Origin of the sequence: Streptomyces acidicola (assembly GCF_009377235.1) — a bacterium.
GTDB classification, from domain to species: Bacteria; Actinomycetota; Actinomycetes; order Streptomycetales; family Streptomycetaceae; genus Streptomyces; species Streptomyces acidicola.
Window position 1 is genome coordinate 1 of the sequence record NZ_VMNX01000167.1, and the last position, 21,231, is coordinate 21,231.

Genomic DNA, 21,231 nt, shown 5'->3' on the forward strand with positions numbered 1-21,231 from the left:
GTGGGGCGGGCGGGGCCTGTTCGAGGATGACGTGGGTGTTGGTGCCGGTCACGCCGAAGGAGGAGACTCCGGCTCGGCGCGGGCGGCCGGTGTCGGGCCAGGGCCGCTCGGTGCCGAGGACCTCGACTGCGCCGGACGTCCAGTCGACGAGGCGGGTGGGTGTGTCGGCGTGCAGGGTGCGCGGCGCGATGCCGTGCCGGATCGCCATGACGGTCTTGATGACGCCGGCGACACCGGAGGCGGCCTGCGCATGGCCGAAGTTGGACTTCACCGACCCCAGCAGCAGAGGCCGGGCACGGTCCTGGCCGTAGGTCGCGAGCAGGCTCTGTGCCTCGATGGGGTCGCCGAGCGGGGTGCCGGTGCCGTGTGCCTCGACGACGTCGATGTCGGCGGGGGTGAGCCGGGCGGCGGCGAGGGCGGCGCGGATGACGCGCTGCTGGGAGGGGCCGTTGGGGGCGGTGAAGCCGTTGGAGGCGCCGTCCTGGTTGAGGGCGGAGCCCCGGACGACGGCCAGCACCTCGTGGCCGCCCCGTTCGGCGTCGGAGAGCCGCTCCAGCAGCAGCACTCCGGCGCCCTCGGCCCATCCGGTGCCGTCGGCGCCGTCTCCGAAGGCCTTGCAGCGGCCGTCCCGGGCGAGTCCGCCCTGCCTGCTGAACTCGACGAGGGGTCCGGGCGTCGCCATCACGTTGACGCCGCCTGCCAGGGCCAGGGCGCTCTCGCCGCCCCGCAGCGACTGGCAGGCCAGATGCAGCGCGACGAGGGACGAGGAACACGCCGTGTCGACGGTGAGCGCGGGCCCTTCCAGACCCAGCGTGTAGGAGAGCCGCCCGGACAGTGCGCCGGCGCCGATGCCGCTGCCGACCTCGCCGTCGGCGTCGGCCAGAGAGCGCAGCACCAGGTGGGCGTAGTCCTGGCCGTTGGTGCCCATGAAGACGCCGGTGCGGCTGCCGCGCAGGGTGGTGGCGTCGAGGCCGGCGCGTTCGATCGCCTCCCAGGAGATCTCCAGCAGCAGGCGCTGTTGGGGGTCCATGCGCTGTGCCTCGCGCGGGGAGATGCCGAAGAAGGCGGCGTCGAAGTCGGTGACGCCGTCGAGGAAGCCGCCGCGGGTGCTGAGTTCGTGTCCGTGCTCGTCGGCTCCGGCGGTGCTGAGCGCGGTGAGGTCCCAGCCGCGGTCGGCGGGCAGCGCGGACATCGCGTCGGTGCCGTCGGCGACGAGCCGCCACAGGTCCTCCGGGGAGCGCACGCCGCCGGGGTACCGGCAGGCGATGCCGACGACGGCGATCGGCTCCGTGGCGGCGGCGGCCAGCTGCCGGTTCTTCCTGCGCAGACGGTCGACGTCCTTCACGGCGGCCCGCAGGGCCTGGACGACCTGCTCGCTGGGCATCGTGGTCATGGCTGGCTCCGTCGCTCGGCGGACTCGTCGGTCGGGCCGTACGGGTCATCGGGTTCGGTGGGGTCGTCCGGGCGGGCTTCGTGTCCCTGGAGTGCGGCGCGAACGAGGTCGTCGAGCGCCATGGCGTCGATGTCGGCGTCGGGTTCGGGATCCGCCGAGGGTTCGGGGGTGTTCGCGGTGCCGGCGGCGAGGGCGAGGAGTTCGTCGAGCAGTCCCCTCTCGCGTAGCCGGTCCAGGGGCAGTCGGGCGAGCGCCGAGCGGATCCTGGCGTCGTCGGGGGGCGTGGTGGGTGTGGTGGGCGCCTCGGGTGTGGGTGTCCCGGGGGCGAGGCGTTCGGTCAGGTGCCGGGCGAGCGCCAGCGGGGTGGGGTGGTCGAAGACGAGGGTGGCGGCCAGCGGCAGACCGGTGGCGGCGGTGAGCTGGTTGCGCAGCTCGACCGCGCCGAGGGAGTCGACGCCCAGGTCGCGGAAGAGTCGTTCGGCGCCGATGGCGGCCGGGTCGCGGTGGCCGAGGGTGGCCGCGGACCGGGCCAGCACCAGGTCGAGGACGGCCTCGGTGCGGCGTGCGGGGGGCAGCTTGGCGAGCCGTTCCCGCAGGCCGGTGGCCGGTTCGGCCGTCCGCTCGGCGGCGCCCTGAGGCCGGTCGTGGCCGGGCAGGCCGCGCAGCAGGGCGCGGGGTCGTCCGGCGGCAGGTCCGGCGAACGCACCCGAGGTCAGGCCCGCTACCAGGGCGGTCGGGTGGGGTTCCGTGACGAGCCGGCACAGCATCTCGGCGGCGAGCTCGGAGTCCATGGGCTCGATGCCGACGCGCCGCATGGCCTCCTCGGCTGCGGCGCCCCCGGCCATGCCGCCGCCTCCCCAGACGCCCCAGGCGATGGACGTGGCGGGCAGACCGTCGGCCCGGCGTCGTTCGGCGAGCGCGTCCAGGACGGCGTTGGCGGCGGCGTAGTTGGCCTGGCCGGGGTTGCCGACGAGGGCGGTCGCCGAGGAGAACAGGGCGAAGACCTCCAGGTCGCTGTCGCGGATGAGTTCGTCGAGGAGCAGGGCGGAGGCCGCCTTGGCGCGGAAGACCGTGCCGAACCGCTCGGGGGTGAGCCGGTCCAGCACGCCGTCGTCGACGACGCCGGCGGTGTGCACGACGGCCGTCAGCGGCAGGTCGTCCGGTATCCGGGCGAGCAGGTCGGTGAGCTGCCCCCGGTCGGCGACGTCGCACGCGGCGAGCGTGACGCGTGTGCCGAGGCCGGTCAGCTCGTCGCGCAGCGCGGCGGCTCCCGGCGCGTCGGGGCCGCGCCGTCCGGCGAGTACGAGGTGCGGGGCACCGGCCTTGGCGAGGCGCCGCGCCACATGGGCGGCCAGGGCTCCGGTGCCGCCGGTGATCAGTGTGGTGCCGGAGGGCTGCCAGACGGCGTCGGCGTCACGGTCGTCGGCGGGTGCCGGGATGATCCGGCCGGCGAAGACGGTGCCGCCGCGGACGGCGGCTTGGTCCTCACCGTACTCGCCGTCGTGCCCGGCGAGCACGGCGGCGAGGGCGTCGAGTTCGCGGGCGCCGGGCACGGCGGCCGGAAGGTCGACCAGGCCGCCCCAGCGGTCGGGGTACTCCAGCGCGGCGACCCGGCCCAGGCCCCAGACGGCGGCCTGCCGCGGAGCCGGGGCCACATCCGCCGCCCCGACCGCCACCGCACCGCGCGTGACGCACCACAGGGGCGCGGTCAGACCCGCGTCGCCGAGCGCCTGGACGAGGGTCGCGGTGCCGACGGTGCCCGAGGGCGCCCCGTCGCGGTCCGCACGGTCGTCCAGGGCGAGCAGCGACAGCACGCCCGCGAACCCGTTACCGAACGTCCTTATGCGGGCCGCGAGTTCGGCCCGTTCCGTGCTGTCGACGCGCATCCGCACGACGCTCGCCCCGAGCCCGTCGAGGACCGCGTCCGTCCAGGTGTCGTCGTCCGTCCGGGCGTCGTCGGCGCCGGACGCGGGCAGCACCGCGAGCCAGGTGCCGGTGGGACGGCGGGCCGGGAGGCTGGACAGCGGCTGCCACGCGACGCGGTACCGCCAGCCGTCCATGCGGGCCTCGGTGTCACGGCCACGCCGCCAGTCGAGCAGCGCGGGCAGCACCTTGGCCAGGGCGTCGTCATCGACGTCGAGACGGGCACCGAGCTCGGCGAAGTCCTCCTTCTCGACGGCCGTCCAGAAGTCACCGTCCCCGCCCTGCGCGGCCCGCCGAGCGGTGTGCTCGGGCCAGAACCGCTCATGCTGGAACGGATACGTCGGCACGTCGACGCGGCGCGCCCCGGTGCCGGCGAAGTACGCGTCCCAGTCCACGCCCAGCCCGGCGAGCCGCAGCCGGGCCATCGCAGTGCTCAGCGACTCGGCCTCGGCGTGGTCCCGGCGCAGCAGGGGCACGGCGACCGCGGACGCGGCCTCACCGGCGCCGGCCAGGCCGAGCAGCACACCGCCCGGTCCGACCTCCACCAGCACCGACACCTGACGCTTGCTCAGCGTGCGGACGCCGTCGGCGAACCGGACCGCCTCGCGCACGTGCCGGACCCAGTACTCGGGCGTCCCGAAGCCGTCGTCGGCTCCGGCGAGGCGTCCGGTCAGGTTGGAGACGACCGGGATCGCGGGCGCCATGACGGTGAGACCGGTGAGCTCCGCCCGGAAGTCGTCCAGCATCGGCTGCATGTGCGGGGAGTGGAAGGCGTGGCTGACACGGAGGCGGCCCGTGCGGCGGCCCAGGTCGGCGAAGTGGCCGGCAATGCGGAGTACTTCGTCCTCGTCGCCGGAGACGACGACCGCCTCCGGGCCGTTGACGGCCGCGAGCGACACCCGGTCGGTGAGCAGCGGCCGGACCTCGTCCTCGGTGGCCTGCACCGCGCTCATCGCGCCGCCCTCGGGCAGCCGGTCCATGAGGCGGGCCCGGGCGGCGACGAGCCGGCAGGCGTCGGCGAGCGGGAGCACGCCCGCGACATGGGCGGCGGCGATCTCGCCGACGGAGTGGCCGACGACGTAGTCCGGGGTGATCCCCCAGTGCTCCAGCAGCCGGAACAGCGCGACCTCGACGGCGAACAGCGCGGGCTGCGCCGTACGGGTGCGATCGAGGGCGGTCTCGTCGTCGCCCCACATCACGTCCCGCACGGCCGGGCCGAAGTGCCCGAGCACCTCGTCGAGGGCGGCGCGGAAGGCCGGGTGGGTGTCGTACAGCTCCCGGCCCATGCCGAGGCGCTGGCTGCCCTGGCCGGGGAAGAGGAAGGCGACCCGGCCGGGGCCGGGTGCGTCCGCGCGCAGCACGCCGGGGGCGTCGGCGGTGCCGGACGGATCGGCGAGGGCGGTGAGGCCCGCCGTGAGGTCGTCGTGGGCGGTGACGGTGAGCGCGGCGCGGTGCTCGAACAGGGCGCGGCCGGTGGCCAGCGCGTACGCCAGGTCGGCGACGGCCGGGCGCGGTTCGACGGTGACCCGGTGGAGCAGTCGGCGGGCCTGGTCACGCAGGGCGGCGGGGGTGCGGGCGGAGAGCACGACCGGAAGCGGGTGCAGGCCACCGAGGACGAGGCCCGGCGCGGGCGCCTCACTCGGCGCCGCGGGTGCCTGCTCCAGGACGACGTGGGCGTTGGTGCCGCTCGCGCCGAAGGAGGACACGCCGGCGCGGCGCGGTCGGCCGGTCTCCGGCCAGTCGGTGGCCTCGGTCAGCAGTTGTACGGCGCCGGATGCCCAGTCGATGTGCGGGGATGGTGTGTCGGCGTGCAGGGTGCGCGGCAGCAGTCCGTTGTGCATCGCCTGCACCATCTTGATCACGCCCGCGACGCCGGAGGCGGCCTGGGTGTGGCCGATGTTGGACTTCACCGAGCCGAGCAGCAGCGGCCGTTCGCGGTCCTGGCCGTAGGTGGCGAGCAGGGCCTGCGCCTCGATCGGGTCGCCGAGGCTGGTGCCGGTGCCGTGCGCCTCGACGGCGTCGACGCCGGCCGGGGTCAGTCCGGCGTTGGCCAGGGCCCGGCGGATGACCCGTTGCTGTGCGGGCCCGTTGGGCGCGGTGAGCCCGTTGGAGGCGCCGTCCTGGTTGATGGCCGTGCCGCGGACGACGGCGAGCACGGGGTGCCCGAGGCGTTCGGCGTCGGAGAGCCGTTCCACGACGAGCATGCCGACGCCCTCCGCCCAGCCGGTGCCGTCCGCGTCGGCGGAGAACGCCTTGCAGCGGCCGTCGGTGGACAGCGCGCCCTGCGCGGTGAACTCGACGAAGCCGACCGGCGTCGACATCACGGTCACACCCCCGGCCAGCGCCACGGTGCACTCCCCCGCGCGCAGCGCCTGCACGGCGAGGTGCAGCGCCGTCAGGGAGGAGGAGCAGGCGGTGTCGACCGAAACCGTGGGGCCCTGCAGCCCCAGCGTGTAGGCGACGCGGCCGGAGAGCAGGCTGCCGGACTGCGCGGTCTCCCAGCGGCCGAGGTCGTCCGGGAGCCGGTAGTCGCCGCTGGTGCCACCGATGAACACGCCCGCGTCGCCGCCGCGCAGCCCGGTCGGGTCGATTCCGGCCCGCTCCAGCGCCTCCCAGGCGGCCTCCAGGACGAGCCGCTGTTGCGGGTCCATCACGAGGGCCTCGTTGGGCGAGATACCGAAGAAGCCCGGGTCGAAGTCGGCCGCGTCGGCGAGGAATCCACCGCGCCGGGTGATGCTGCCGCCCGGGCCGCCGGACAGCAGCCGGTCGAAGTCCCAACCACGGTCGAGCGGCATGTCACCGGTGGCGTCGACCCCGGCGACGACGAGCTGCCACAGGTCCTCCGGGGAGCGTACGCCGCCGGGGTAGCGGCAGCTCATACCGACGATGACGATCGGGTCGTCGGTCACCGGAACAGGGACCACGGGGGTGTCCGTCCGCTCGGACTGACCGGTGCTGCCGAGGAGTTCGGTGAGCAGGTGGCGGGCGAGTTCGTCCGGGGTCGGGTGGTCGAACACGGCCGTGGCGGGCACCGTGAGGCCGGTGGCTCGGGCCAGCTGGTCGCGCAGGTCGACGGCGGCGAGCGAGTCGAAGCCGAGGTCGCGGAAGGGGCGGTCGGGTTCGATGGCATCGGCTGCCGCCGTGTCGTGGCCGTGCCCGAGGACGACGGCGCTCTTCTCCCGTACGAGGCACAGGAGTTGGTCGGTGCGTTCGGTCCCGGAAAGGGCGCGGAGCTCTTCACGCAGGCGCGCGGCCGGGTCGTCGCCGGGTTCGCCGCCGGCCGCGGGGGCCAGCGCGTCGTGGGCCTCGGGCAGGGCCGCGAACAGGGCCGTGGAGGGGCCGCTCGCGGTGTGCGCGGGTGCGAACGCCGCCCAGTCGACGTCGGCGGCGGTCACGACGGGCAGGCCGAGGCCGACGGCCCGGTCGAGGGCGGCGAGCGCGATGTCGGCGGTGAGGACGGGGAGCCCGCTGAGCCGCAGATGCCCGGCGAGGGAGGGCTGCACGGTGCCGGCCCAGGCGTTCCAGGCCACGGCCACGACGGCCCGGCCCTGCTCCCGGCCACGCTCGGCCACGGCCTCCAGAGCGGCGCAGGCGGCGGCCTCGGCGGCACGGCCCCGGGCGCCCCAGGTGGCGGCGATCGAGCCGAACAGTACGAAGGCGTCCAGGTCGCGGTCGGCGAGGTGCTCGTTCAGGGCGAGCACACCGGCGAGCGCGTCGTCGAGGGTGGCCCCGGCGGGTTCCTCCGCGTGGACGACGGCGGTGAGCGCGGCGGCGTCCGGGCTGTCGAGGAGTGCGGTCAGGGCTGTGCGGTCGGCGATGTCGCAGTCGTGGACGGTGAGACCCGCCGTTTCCGTGGTGATGTCGGCGAGGACGCGTTCGGCGGTGTCCGAGGTGGGCGCGCGCCCGACGAGCAGGACGTGGTCGGCGCCGCCGAGCACGGCGCGGCGGGCGACGGCCAAGCCCATCGGGCCGGTGCCGACGACGAGCACGGTGCCGCGCGGCGTCCAGTCGACGCCGTGCGCGTCCGGGAGTACGCGGACGACGCGGCGAGCCCGCAAGCCGTCGGCGCGCAGGGCCAGTTCGCGTTCGCCCGACGCCTGTCCGGCCGCGTCCGCGGCGAGGGTGAGCAGCGCCCCCAGCCGTGCGTCGGGCGCGGTGTCCAGGTCGAGCAGTCCGCCCCAGCGGCCGGCGTGCTCCAGGGCGGCGACGCGTCCGGCACCCCAGGCCGCGGCGGACGTCACGTCCGGCGCGGGGTCGGTGGCGTCGGCCGTGACGCCCCGGTGGGTCGCACACCACAGCGGTGCCGTGACGCCCGCCTCCTCCAGGAGGAGCAGGAGTGTGTCCGGGCCGTGGGCGCGCGCCGCACCCGGCAGGGCCAGGACACCGGTCGCTTCGGCAGTGGCGTCGGCGAGCGTGTCGATGTCGGCCCGCTGAAGACGATCGGTACCCAGCGCCGCTACGGCGGCGTCGGCCCATGTCTCGTCCCCGTCGCCGGCCAGCAGGAGCCAGCGCCCGGTACCGGAGTCTTCGGGCACTGGAATCGGCACCCACTCGGCGCGGTAGAGAAGATCGTCCGCGGCGGCCCGGGCGCGGCGCCTGCGACGCCACGTCGCCAGGGCGGCCGTCGCCTCGGAGCCGAGGTCGGCACCCAGGGCGGCGGCGAGCGCCGCGGGGTCGGACGCCTCGACGGCCTGCCAGAACTCCGCCTCCACGGGGTCGGCCCGGGGCACGGGCGCGGTCTCGGGCCAGTAGCGGCGGTGCTGGAAGGCGTAGGTGGGCAGGTCGACGAGGCGGGCGCCGCTTCCGGCGAAGAAGCTCGTCCAGTCCACCGGGACACCGTCGGCGTGCAGCCGGGCGAGGGCGGTCAGCGCGGCGGTCGGTTCGTCGCCGTCCCGGCGCAGCAGCGGCACCACGGGCGTGGCGTCGTCGAGTTGGGAACGTACGGCGCCGGAGAGCACGGCGTCCGGGCCCGCCTCGAGGAACGCGCCGACGCCGGCGTCCCGCAGTGCGGCGACGCAGTCGCCGAACCGCACGGTCTCCCGGACGTGCCGCACCCAGTGGTCGGGGCTGGCCAGTTCACCTCCCGTGGCGGCGCGGCCGGTGAGGTTGGAGACGACGGTGAGCGTCGGCGGGTGGAACTCCAGCCGGTCGAGCGCGGCCCGGAACTCGTCGAGCATCGGCTCCATCAGCGGCGAGTGGAAGGCGTGGCTGACGCGAAGGCGGGTGACCTGCGCGGCGTCGAGCCGGTCAAGGACGGCGTTCAGCGCGCTCTCCTCGCCGGACAGCACCACCGCGTCGGGCGCGTTGACGGCGGCGACCGCAACACCATCGGCATCGGCTGCGCCGAGCAGCGGGCGTACGTCCTCCTCGCGGGCCCGTACGGCGGCCATGGCGCCACCGGGCGGCAGGGCGTCCATGAGCCGGGCCCGGGCCGCGACCAGGGCACAGGCGTCGTCAAGGGTGAGGACGCCCGCGACATGGGCGGCCGTGATCTCGCCGACGGAGTGGCCGGCGACGTACTCGGGTGTGACGCCCCAGGACTCCAGCAGCCTGAACAGCGCGACCTCGACTGCGAACAGCGCGGGCTGCGCCATGCCGGTGCGGTCGAGGGCGGCCGCGTCGTCGCCCCACATCAGCGGGCGCAGCGGCCGGCCGAGTTCCAGGTCGAGGCGGGCCAGTACGGCGTCGAGGGCGTCGGCGAACACCGGGAAGCGGGCGTGCAGTTCGCGGCCCATGCCGAGGCGCTGGCTGCCCTGGCCGGAGAACAGGACGGCGAGCGGGCCGCGGCTGCCCCGGGCCCGGCCGCGTGCGGCCTCGGTCGTGCCGTCGGGGCCGGCGAGCAGTACGGCACGGTGCGGGAGGGCGGCGCGGGCCGTGGCCAGGGTGAGGGCCACGTCGGCGGTGGTCCCGTTCAGGTCCGCGGTCCGCAGCCGGTCGAGCTGGGCGTCGAGGGCGGCGGCGGTACGGGCGGAGACGACCCACGGCCACGGGGTCGCGGACTCGGGGGCGCTCTCGCGCCTCTGCGCGACGCCCTCGCGCCCGCCCTCGGCACCGTCGTGCCCGCCCTCGGTCGGCGCGGCGCCCTCCGACTCTTCGGGCGCCTGCTCCACGACGACGTGCGCGTTGGTGCCGCTCATGCCGAACGCGGAGACGCCGGCGCGGCGCGGGCCGTGGTCGGCGGGCCATGCGGTCGGCTCGGTGAGCAGGGTGAGGCCGCCGGGTGTCCAGCCGATGTGCGGGGAGGGCTCCTCGGCGTGCAGGGTGCGCGGCAGGACGCCGTGGCGCATGGCGAGGAGCATCTTGATGACGCCGGCGACACCGGCGGCGGCCTGGGTGTGGCCGAGGTTGGACTTCACCGTGCCGAGCAGCAGGGGCCGTTCACGCTCTCGTCCGTAGGCGGCGAGCAGGGCCTCGGCCTCGATCGGGTCGCCGAGGGTCGTGCCGGTGCCGTGTGCCTCGACGGCCTGGACGTCGGTGGGCCGCAGTCCGGCATCGGCGAGGGCGTGCCGGATGACGCGCTGCTGGGAGGGGCCGTTGGGGGCGGTGAGCCCGTTGGAGGCTCCGTCCTGGTTGACGGCGGAGCCACGGATGAGGCCGAGGACGTGGTGTCCATGGCGGCGGGCGTCGGAGAGCCGTTCGAGGACGAGGACGCCGACGCCCTCGGACCAGGAGGTGCCGTCGGCCGCGGCAGAGAACGCTTTGCAGCGGCCGTCGGAGGCGAGTCCGCCCTGGGTGCTGAACTCGACGAACGCGTCCGGTGCCGACATGACCGACACGCCACCGGCCAGGGCGAGACCGCAGTCGCCGTCGCGCAGCGCCCGCACGGCCCAGTGCAGGGCGACGAGCGAGGCCGAGCAGGCGGTGTCGACGGTGACGGCCGGTCCTTCAAGTCCGAGGACGTAGGCCAGCCGGCCGGAGAGAACGCTGGCCGTGTTGCCGGTGGCGGCGTAGCCCTGGACGTCGGCAGTGCCGCGCCGCAGGACGGTGGCGTAGTCCTGGCCGTTGGTGCCGACGAACACGCCGGTGGGGGTGGCGCGCAGTCCGGTGGGGTCGATGCCGGCGCGCTCCAGGGCCTCCCAGGACGTTTCGAGCAGGAGCCGCTGTTGCGGGTCCATGGCGAGGGCCTCGCGCGGACTGATGCCGAAGAAGTCGGCGTCGAAGTCGGCAACTTTGTCGAGGAATCCGCCCTCGCGGGTGGCGGAGGTGCCGTCGGCGAGCGCGGCGAGGTCCCAGCCGCGGTCGTCCGGGAACGGGCCGATGGCGTCACGGCCGTCGGCGAGCAGCCGCCACAGGTCGTCGGGTCCGGTGACGCCGCCGGGGAATCGGCAGCCGATGCCGACGACGGCGATCGGGTCGTCGGCGACCGCCCGCGCCTGCGGCACCGGGTCCCCGGGGGTGGACTCGGCGGTGTCGCGGAGGAGTTCGCCGAGCAGGAAGTCGGCGAGGTGTTGCGGGGTGGGGTGGTCGTAGACCAGGGAGGCGGGCAGCGTGAGGCCGGTGGCGGCGGCGATGCCGTTGCGCAGTTCGAGGGTGGTCAGCGAGTCGAAGCCGAGGTCGCGGAAGGTCCAGTCGGCCTCCACGGTCGCAGGGTCGGCGTGGCCGAGGACGGCGGCGACGCGGGCGCGCAGCAAGTCGAGCAGCATCCGGCCGCGTTCGGCGGGCGGCAGCGCGGCCAGTCGGGACCGCAGATCGTCCTCGCCCGGCTCACCCGGCCGTTCGTCGGCCGGTGCGGGCCCGGCGAGTTCGGTGAGCAGAGCAGCCGAGGCGGGCTGAAGGGCCGCGAGGCGGGGCCAGTCGACGTCGGCGACGGTGACGGCGGTGTCGCCATGGGCGACGGCGTCCAACAGGGCGTCGACGCCGGCTTCGGGGTCGAGCGGGGTGAGTCCGGCACGGCGCAGCCGGCGGTCGATGTCCTCCCCGGCAGCCATGCCGGATCCGGCCCACGGTCCCCAGGCGATGGACGTGGCGGGCAGTCCGTCGGCGCGACGGCGTGCGGCGAGCGCGTCGAGCCGGGCGTTGGCGGCGGCGTAGTTGCCCTGTCCGGCGGCGCCGAGGACACCAGCGGTCGAGGAGTACAGCACGAACGCGGTCAGCGGCGTCTCGCGGGTGAGCGCGTCGAGGTTCTCCGCGGCGGTGACCTTGGCACGCAGTACGGCCGTGAAGTCGTCCGGCGTGAGGGTGTCCAGGACACGGTCCTCGACGACTCCGGCCGCGTGCAGTACGGCGGTCAGCGGCGTGTCGGCGGGCAGATCGGCCAGGACGGCGGCGAGCGCGTCGCGGTCGGCCGCGTCGCAGGCGGCCAGGGTGACACGGGCGCCCAGCGCGGTCAGTTCGTCCCGCAGCTCGACCGCACCGGGCGCGTCGGGGCCGCGACGGCCGAGCAGCAGCAGGTGCCCGGCTCCCTCGCGGGCGAGGCGGCGCGCGGCGTGGGCACCGAGGGCGCCGGTGCCGCCCGTGATGAGGACGGTGCCGTGCGGGTCGGCGAGACCGTGGTCCGATATCGCCGACGTCTCACGATGCGGGGCCCGCACGAGCCTTCGGACGTACACGCCGGAGTCGCGTACGGCGGTTTCGGCGTCGCCGCCGGCCAGCACGGCCCGCAGTCGACGCCCGGCAGCGGCGTCGACCTGATCGGGCAGGTCCACCAACCCGCCCAGGCGGCCGGGGTGTTCGAGGGCGACGACCCGACCCAGCCCCCACACCCCGGCCTCGGCGGGGTCGCGCACGGGCTCGCCGGCACCGAGGACGGAGACGGCACCCCGGGTCACGCACCACAAGGGGGCGTCGAGTTCGGCGTCGCCCAGGGCCTGGCAGGCGGTGGCGGTGAGCGCGGCGGCGTCCTCGCCCGCGAGCGCGAGCAGGGACAGTACGCCGCTGAACGGTCCATCGAGGGAGCCGAGTTGGACGGCCGTCTGCTCGCGCTCACCCATGACGGTGACGCGTACGACATCCGTGCCCAGCTCGGCGAGGATGCCCTCGGTCCACTCGGAGTCGCCCATGTCCTCGGGCAGCAGCGCCAGCCAGGTGCCGGTGAGGCCGGCCGTGGTGGGCTGGGCGGGCCGCCAGACGACGTGATGGCGCAGGGCGTCGAGGCGGGCCCGGTCGTGGCGGCGCCGGCGCCAGGCGGCGAGGGCTGGTGCGAACGACCGGGCGGCGTCCGCGTCGAGGCCGAGCTGTGCGGCGAGGGCGGTGGTGTCCTCGCGTTCGACGGCGGACCAGAAGGCGGCGTCGGCGGGGTCGGCGGTGACCGCCGGTGCGCCGGTGCCGGGTTCGGGCCAGTAGCGCTGCCTCTGGAAGGCGTAGGTGGGCAGGTCGAGGTGATGGTCGGTCACGTCCGCGGCGGCGAGGAAGGCCGCCCAGTCCACGGTCACGCCGTGCACATGGGCGCCCGCGACGGCGGTGGTGAGCTGCGGGACCTCGGCGTGGTCGCGGCGCAGCAGCGGTACGACGGCGGCGGACTCACCCGTGGCGGGGTCGTCGTCGAGGACGGCGCGGGCCATGCCGCTGAGGACGGCGTCGGGCCCGATCTCCAGGAAGGTCCGCACACCACGTCCGGTCAGGGTCGTCACGGCGTCGGCGAACCGCACGGTGTCGCGGAGATGCCGCACCCAGTGGTCGGGGGTGGCGAGTTCGTCGTCGGTGATGACGTCGCCGGTGCGGGTGGACACGAGCGGGAGCACGGCAGGTGCCGACCCGATCCCGGCGACGGCCTCGGCGAACGCGTCGAGTACGGCGTCCATGCGGGGCGAGTGGAAGGCGTGGCTGACGCGCAGCCGGCGGGTGCGACGGCCGCGGGCGGCGAGCGCGGCGGCGACGGCCCCGACGGCGTCCTCGTCGCCGGACAGGACCAGCGAGGCGGGCCCGTTGACGGCGGCGACGGACACACGCTCGTCGAGCAGCGGGGTCACTTCGTCCTCGGTCGCCGTCACGGACACCATCGCGCCGCCCTCGGGCAGCCGGGCCATGAGGCGGGCGCGGGCGGCGACCAGCGCGCAGGCGTCGGTTAGTTCGAGGACTCCGGCCGCGTGGGCGGCGGCGATCTCGCCGACGGAGTGCCCGGCGACGTAGTCGGGCGTGACGCCCCAGGACTCGACGAGGCGGTACAGGGCGACCTCGAAGGCGAACAGGGCGGGCTGGGTGTATCCGGTGTGGTCCAGCAGCGCGGCCTCGGGGGTGCCCTCGGACGCGAACATCACGTCCCGCAGCGGCACGTCGAGCCCGGTGTCGAGGTGGGCGAGGGCGGCGTCGAGCGCGTCGGCGAACACCGGGTGGCGGTCGTACAGTTCACGTCCCATGCCCAGGTGCTGGCCGCCCTGCCCGGTGAAGAGGAAGGCGACCCGTCCGCGTCCGGCGCCGGGTGTGGCCGGGCGGACCACGGCGGGGTCGGGCTGTCCAGCGACGAGCGCGCGCAGGCCGCGCAGCAGGTCGTGCCGGTCGTAGGCGACCACGGCGGCGCGGCGCTCGAATGCCGAGCGGTGCAGGGCGAGGGCGGCGGCGAGGCGGCCGACGGGCAGGTCGGGCCGCTCCTCGGCGAAGGCGAGGAGGCGGGTGGCCTGGGCGCGCAGGGCGTCGTCACCGCGGGCGGAGAGCAGCACGGGCAGCGGTCCGGCCGGCTCCGGATCCTCGGGTGCGCGAAGCTGTTCGGCATCGGGCGTGCCCGGACCCGGCTGCACGTCCTGGAGCGCGCCCGCTTGCTCCGGGGCCTGTTCCAGGACCGTGTGGACGTTGGTGCCGCTGATGCCGAACGACGACACGGCGGCGCGCCGCGGTCGTCCCGTCTCCGGCCAGTCAGTGGCCTCGGTGAGCAGGCGCACCTCACCCGCGGACCAGTCGACGTGCGTGGACGGTGTGTCGGCGTGCAGGGTCGGCGGAAGGACGCCGTGCCGCAGCGCGGTGACCATCTTGATGACTCCGGCGACGCCGGAGGCGGCCTGGCTGTGCCCGATGTTGGACTTCACCGAGCCGAGCAGCAGCGGCCGTTCGCGGTCCTGGCCGTAGGTGGCGAGCAGGGCCTGCGCCTCGATCGGGTCGCCGAGGGCCGTGCCGGTGCCGTGGCCCTCGACGGCGTCCACGTCGGCCGGCTCCAGGCGGGCGGTGGCGAGGACGGCGCGGATGACGCGCTGCTGGGCGGGACCGTTGGGCGCGGTGAGGCCGTTGGAGGCGCCGTCCTGGTTGACGGCGGAGCCGCGGACGACGGCGAGCACGGGGTGGCCGCTTCGGACGGCGTCGGAGAGCCGTTCCACGAGGACCATGCCGACGCCCTCGGCGAGCGCCATGCCGTCGGCGCCGTCGCCGTACGCCTTGCAGCGTCCGTCGGGGGCGAGGGCGCGCTGGCTGCTGAAGCCGATGAAGGTGTTCGGGGTGGCCATGAGGCTGACGCCGCCCGCGAGGGCGAGGTCGCTCTCGCCGTTGCGCAGCGACTGGCAGGCCAGGTGCAGCGCGGTGAGGGAGGAGGAGCAGGCGGTGTCGAGGGTGACGGCCGGGCCCTCCAGGCCGAGCAGGTAGGAGACGCGGCCGGACAGGACGCTGGTGAGGGAGCCGGTCACGGCGTGGCCGTCGGCGCCCTCGCCGTGGGCGGCGGGGTAGTCGTGGTAGCTGGCGCCGATGAACGCGCCGGTGCGGCTGCCGCGGATCGTCTCGGGCACGATCCCGGCGCGCTCGAAGGCCTCCCAGGACGTCTCCAGCAGCAGGCGCTGCTGCGGGTCCATGGTGAGGGCCTCGCGGGGCGAGATGCCGAAGAACACCGGGTCGAAGCCGGCGGCGTCGCGCAGGAATCCGCCCTGGACGGCGTAGGTGCTGCCGGGGGTGTCGGGGTCGGGGTCGTACAGCGCGTCGACGGGCCAGCCGCGGTCGGCGGGGAAGCCGCTGATGGCGTCGGTACCGGACATCACGAGGTCCCACAGGGCCTCGGGCGAGTCGACGCCACCGGGGTAGCGGCAGCTCATGCCGATGACGGCGATCGGTTCGTCGGCGGTAACGGCGACGGGTACGGCGGGTCCGGCCGCTGCGGTGCGGGTGCCGGAGTCGTCGAGGAGGGTGCGCAGGAACGCCGCGAGGGCCGCAGGCGTCGGGTGGTCGAAGACGAGGGTGGCGGGCAGCATGAGTCCGGTGGCGGAGGAGATCCGGTTGCGCAGGTCGACGGCGGTGATCGAGTCGAAGCCGATGTCGCGGAAGGCGCGCCGCTCGGACAGGTCGTCGGGGCCGGCGAGGCCGAGGACGGCGGCGGCCTGCCCGCGCACGGTGTCCAGCAGCAGCCGGTCGCGTTCGGCGGCCGGCAGCGCGGCGAGCCGGGCGACGAACTCTCCGTCGGCAGAGCCCTGTTGCCGCTCGACGCTCTCGACGGCCCGCCGGGTCTCGGGCACCTCGTCGAAGAGCCGGGTCTCGCGGACGGAGGTGAAGACGGGGTAGTAGCGGTCCCAGTCGACGTCGGCGACGGCGAGGACGGCCTCGTCGTCGTCCAGGGCGCGCCGCATCCCGGCGAGCGCGAGGTCGGCGTTCATGAACACCAGGCCAGTGCGGCGTACGTGGTCGGGGGCGACCCGGCCGACGCCGAGTTCGTTGGCCCAGATGCCCCAGTGCACGGAGGTCGCCTTCAGACCCCGGGCGCGGCGCTCGGCGGCGAGCGCGCCGAGGTGGGCGTTGCCGGCGACGTACGCGGCGTGCTGTCCACTGCCCCACAGTCCGGCGACGGAGGAGAAGAGCACGAACGCGTCGAGGTCGTCGTCGGCGAGCAGCGCGTCGAGGTTGCGGGCGCCGTCGACCTTGGCGTGCAGGACCCGGGAGACGGCGGCGAGGTCGGTGCCGGCGAGGGTGTGCAGCTCGATGACGGCGGCAGCGTGGATCACCGTGCGCAGGGTGTGCCCGTCGGCGCGCAGCCGGTCCAGGAGTGCGCCGAGGGCGGCGCGGTCGGTGATGTCGCAGGCGGCGACGGTGACCTGGGTGCCCGACTCGGCCAGTTCGGCGATGAGTTCGCCGGCGCCGGGCGCCTCGGGGCCTCGCCGGCTGACGAGCACGATCCGCTCGGCGCCCTGGGCGGACAGCCAGCGGGCCACGTGCGGGCCGAGGGTGCCGGTGCCGCCGGTGACGAGGACGGTGCCGCGCGGGGTCCAGCCGTTCGCCGGGCGGTGACCGGTACGGTCGCCGGTGCGCTCACCAGCGCGGTCGCGGACGACGCGGCGGGCGAAGACGCCGGAGGCGCGCAGGGCGAGCTGGTCCTCGGCGCTGTGCGCGCCGCCCGCGAGGAGGGCGGCGAGCCTGCGCGCGGCCCGCTCGTCGAGGGTGTCGGGCAGGTCGACGGTGCCGCCCCAGAAACGGGGGTGCTCCAGCGCCGCGGTCCAGCCGATGCCCACCGACTGCGCCTGCGCGGGCCGGGTGACCCGGTCGGCGCGGCCGGTGGTGACGGCGCCCCGCGTCAGCAGCCACAGCGGGCAGTCCGCGTCGAGGTCGCCGAGCGCCTGGACGAGGACGACGTTGAGGGCGGTGCCGAGTACGGCACCCGGGTGGCCCGGGCAGTCCTCTTCGGCTGCGGCCAGCAGGGAGACGATGCCCGCGACACGGGTCGTATCGCCGTCGAATTCCCCCTCGGACTCCCCCTCGGACTCTTCGTCGGCCGAAAGGCCCGCGTCCCGCAGCAACGCGGCGACGGCCTCGCGGTCCAGGTGGGTGTCGTCGCATACGAGCCGTACGGGTTCGGCTCCCTGCGCGGCAAGGGCTTCGATGACATCCGTGCCGTCGTTGCCGCCGTCCCCGGCGGCGGTGACGACGAGCCAGCGTCCGGTGACCGTACCGCTCGGCACGGACAGCGGCACCCAACGCACCTTGTACCGCCAGTCGTCCAGCGTGGACTGCTCGCTGCGGCGCCTGCGCCAGGCGGTGAGGCCGGGCAGTACGGCGGCCAGCGCGTCCTCGGCGACGTCGAGGTCCCGGGCGAGCCCCGGCAGGTCGGCCTCCTCCACGGCGCTCCAGAAGGCGGCGTCCTCCGTGTCGGCCACCCCCTCACCCGCACCGGGTGTCACGGGCGGCACCCAGAGCCGCTGGTGCTGGAAGCGGTAGGTGGGCAGGTCCACCCGGCGCCGGGTGCCGTCGCCGTATGCGGCGGTCCAGTCGACGCGCACGCCACGCACGAACGCCTCGGCGACAGAAACCAGCACGCGTCGCGCGTCGTCCTCGCCACGCCGCAGCGTGCCGCCGACGTACGCGGCGACGCCCGCCTCGTCGACGGCGCCCTGGATGCCCGGAGTGAGCACGGGGTGGGCGCTGATCTCGATGAACGCCCGGTGCTGTCCGGTGAGGAGTCGTTCGACGGCCGGTCCGAAGCGGACCGTCTGTCGCAGGTTGCGGTACCAGTACGCGGCGTCTGTGCCGCCACCGTCCGTGGCCGGGTCTCTCAGCCACTCCCCCGTCACCGTGGACAGCATCGGAATGCGCGGTTCGCGCGGGGTCACGGGGGCGAGTACATCGAGGAGTTCGTCGTGCAGGTCCGTCACGTGCGCGGAGTGCGAGGCGTAGTCCACGGGGATCTTGCGGGCCCGCACGCCGTCGGCGGTGAGCACGTCGTGCAGGGCGTCCAGGGCCTCGGGGTCACCGCAGACCACGACCGCGCCGGGCCCGTTGACGGCGGCGACGGTCAGCCGGTCGTCCCACGGCTCCAGGCGGGCGGTGGCCTCGGCGACGGGCAGCGGCACCGACATCATGCCGCCGCGCCCGGCGAGGGTGCGGCCGATGGCCTGGCTGCGCAGCGCCACGACCCGGGCGCCGTCCTCCAGGGAGAGTGCCCCCGCGACGACGGCTGCGGCGATCTCGCCCTGCGAGTGACCGATCACGGCGTCGGCGCGGACACCGTACGCCTCCCACACGGCGGCCAGGGACACCATCACGGCCCAGGTGACGGGCTGGACGACGTCCACCCGGTCGAGTCCGGGCGCGCCGAGCTCCTGGCGGAGCACGGCGGTCAGCGACCAGTCGACGAACGGGTCGAGGGCGAGGGCGCAGGCGGCGATGCGTTCCGCGAACACGGGCGACTGTTCGAGCAGGTGCGCGCCCATGCCGTCCCACTGGGTGCCCTGGCCGGGGAAGACGAACACGGTGCGCCCGTCGACGTCGGCTTCGCCGTGCACGACGGGCGCGGCGGGCTCCTGTCCGGCGAACGCGCTGAGCGCGGCCACGAGTTGGGCGGCATCGCCGCCGAGGACGACCGCGCGGTGGTCGAGCAGGGAGCGGGTGGTGACGAGCGCGTGCCCGGTGTCGGCGGGGTCGTCGCCGGGCCGCTCCGTGGCGTGGGCGGCGAGCGCGGTGGCCTGGTCCCGCAGGGCGGCCCGGGCACAGGCGGACAGCACCCAGGGCAGGGCACCGGTTACGGGGGGCGCGGTGATGACAGCGGGCACGGTGGTTTCCGGGGCGGGCGCGGTAGTCACCGATGCCACGCCGGTCACCGGGGGCGCGGTGCCCGGCTCGACGGCCGTGGGCAGTTCCTCCGGCGCCTCCTCCAGGACCGTGTGCGCGTTGGTGCCGCTGATGCCGAAGGAGGACACGGCGCACCGGCGCGGACGCCCGTTCGCGGGCCACTGCCGCTCCTCGTCGAGCAGCCGGAGCACTCCCGAGGACCAGTCGATGTGCCGGGACGGCGTGTCGACGTGCAGGGTGGGCGGCAGGACGCCGTGCCGCAGGGCCAGCACCATCTTGATGACGCCGGCGACACCGGCGGCGGACTGGGCGTGCCCGATGTTGGACTTCACCGAGCCGAGCCACACCGGACGCTCCGGGTCCCGGTCCCTCCCGTATGTCGCGACCAGTGCCTGCGCCTCGATGGGGTCACCGAGCGCGGTGCCGGTGCCGTGTGCCTCGACGGCGTCGATGTCGTCCGGGGCGACGTGGGCGTTGGCGAGGGCCTGCCGGATGACACGCTGCTGGGAGGGTCCGTTGGGGGCGGTCAGACCGTTGGAGGCGCCGTCCTGGTTGACGGCGGAGCCCCGGATCACGGCGAGCACGGGGTGGCCGCCCCGGACGGCGTCGGAGAGCCGTTCCACGAGCAGCAGCCCGACGCCCTCGCCGAGGGTCATGCCGTCGGCGCCGTCGCCGAACGCCTTGCAGCGGCCGTCGGCGGCGAGCGCCCGCTGCCGGCTGAACGCCACGAACGAGTCCGGCGTCGTCATGACCGTCGCGCCACCGGCCAGCGCCAGGGTGCTCTCGCCGGCCCGCAGCGACTGGCAGGCCAGATGCAGGGCGACCAGGGAGGAGGAGCAGGCGGTGTCGACGGTGACGGCGGGCCCTTCGAGACCGAGGACGTACGACAGCCGGCCCGACAGCACGCTGGGGCTGGACCCGGTGACCATGTGGCCCTCGGTGCCCTCCCCGGCACCACGCCCGTAGTCCTGGTAGCTGGAGCCGATGAACGCACCCGTGCGGCTGGCGCGCAGCGTGCCCGGGTCGATGCCGGCGCGCTCGACGGCCTCCCATGCGGTCTCCAGCAGCAACCGCTGCTGCGGATCCATGACGAGCGCCTCACGCGGGGAGATCCCGAAGAACCCGGGGTCGAAATCGCCCGCCCCGTCGAGGAATCCACCGTGCGTGGAGTACGTGGTCCCGCTGCGGTCGGCGTCCGGGTCGTACAGCCCGGACGCGTCCCACCCGCGATCGGCGGGGAACTCCCCGATGGCGTCCGTACCGGAGGCGATCAGCTCCCAGAAGGCCTCCGGGGAGTCGACGCCGCCTGGGAAGCGGCAGCTCATGCCGATGATGGCGATCGGTTCGTCGGACACGTCGGCGGCGGTGGCCACGACGTCGGCCCCGTCGCCCTCGGCGAGGATCTCCCCGAGCAGGTGACGGGCCAGGGCGAGCGGCGTCGGATGGTCGAAGACCATGGTGGCCGGCAGCGGCAGACCCATGGCCGCGGTGAGCCGCTTGCGCAGCTCGACGGCCATGAGCGAGTCGAACCCGTGTTCCTGGAAGGCCCGCTCGGGCTTGACGGCGTCCGGCCCGGGATGCGCCAGCACGGCCGCCGCCTGTGTGCGGACCACATCGAGGACGAACGGCAACCGGTCGTCCGCACGGGCCGCCAGCAGGCGCGTACGCAACTCGGCCGCGGCACCGGCGCGATCCTGCCGCGCCTGCTGGGCGGCGGCCGCGATCTGGCGGGCGCCCGGCAGTGAGGTGAGGGAGGCGGTGTGCCGGAGCCCGAACATGCCGTCGAGCAGTTCTGCGTCGGCGAGGTCCGCGACGACCGTGTCCGGCGCCCTCTCGGCGACCAGTTCGGCCATGGCCGTCAGCGCGAGCTCCGGTTCCAGGGAATGTCCGGCGGCGTGCCGCCCGAGCCGCCCCCCGGCGGCCATACCGGCTCCGCTCCACGCGCCCCAGGCGAGCGAGGTGGCGGGCACCCCCGCCGCTACCCGCCGACGGGCCAGCGCGTCCAACGCGGCGTTCGCGGCTGCGTAGTTGGCCTGGCCGGGGTTGCCGACGGCACCGGCGAGCGACGAGAACAGCACGAAGGCGTCCAGGTCCGGGACCAGTTCCCGGGTCAGCTCGTCGAGGACCTGGGCGGCGGCCACCTTGGCCCGGAACACCGCGTCGAACCGCTCCGGCGTCAGACTGTGCAGCACGCCGTCGTCCAGGACACCGGCCGTGTGGACCACGGCCGTCAGCGGCGTCTCGTCCGGGACCGCGGCCATCAGTTCGCCGAGCCCGTCCCGGTCGGCGATGTCACAAGCCGCGACGGTGACGTCGACTCCGAGCCCCGTCAGCTCCGCCTCCAGCGCCGCCGCACCGGGCGCCGCCGGCCCACGCCGGCTCACCAGCAGCAGCCGCTCGGCACCGTTTTCGGCGAGCCAGCGCGCGACGTGGGTGCCGAGGGCGCCGGTGCCGCCGGTGACAAGTACGGTCCCGGAGGGGCGCCATGGGACGGGGTGGGGTGTGTCGGGGTG

At 75.3% G+C, this 21,231-nt stretch carries 2 protein-coding genes; both read right to left on the bottom strand.

Translation table 11 applies throughout. The annotated features are described in order from the left end of the window. A partial coding sequence (locus FPZ41_RS32465; protein ID WP_228023130.1) for a type I polyketide synthase occupies positions 1 to 1,393 on the bottom strand: 1,393 nt, incomplete at its 3' end. Then, positions 1,390 to 21,231, bottom strand: a 19,842-nt coding sequence (locus FPZ41_RS49605; protein WP_152867194.1) for a type I polyketide synthase, incomplete at its 5' end; no start/stop codon positions are given. The genes FPZ41_RS32465 and FPZ41_RS49605, both read right to left, overlap by 4 nt.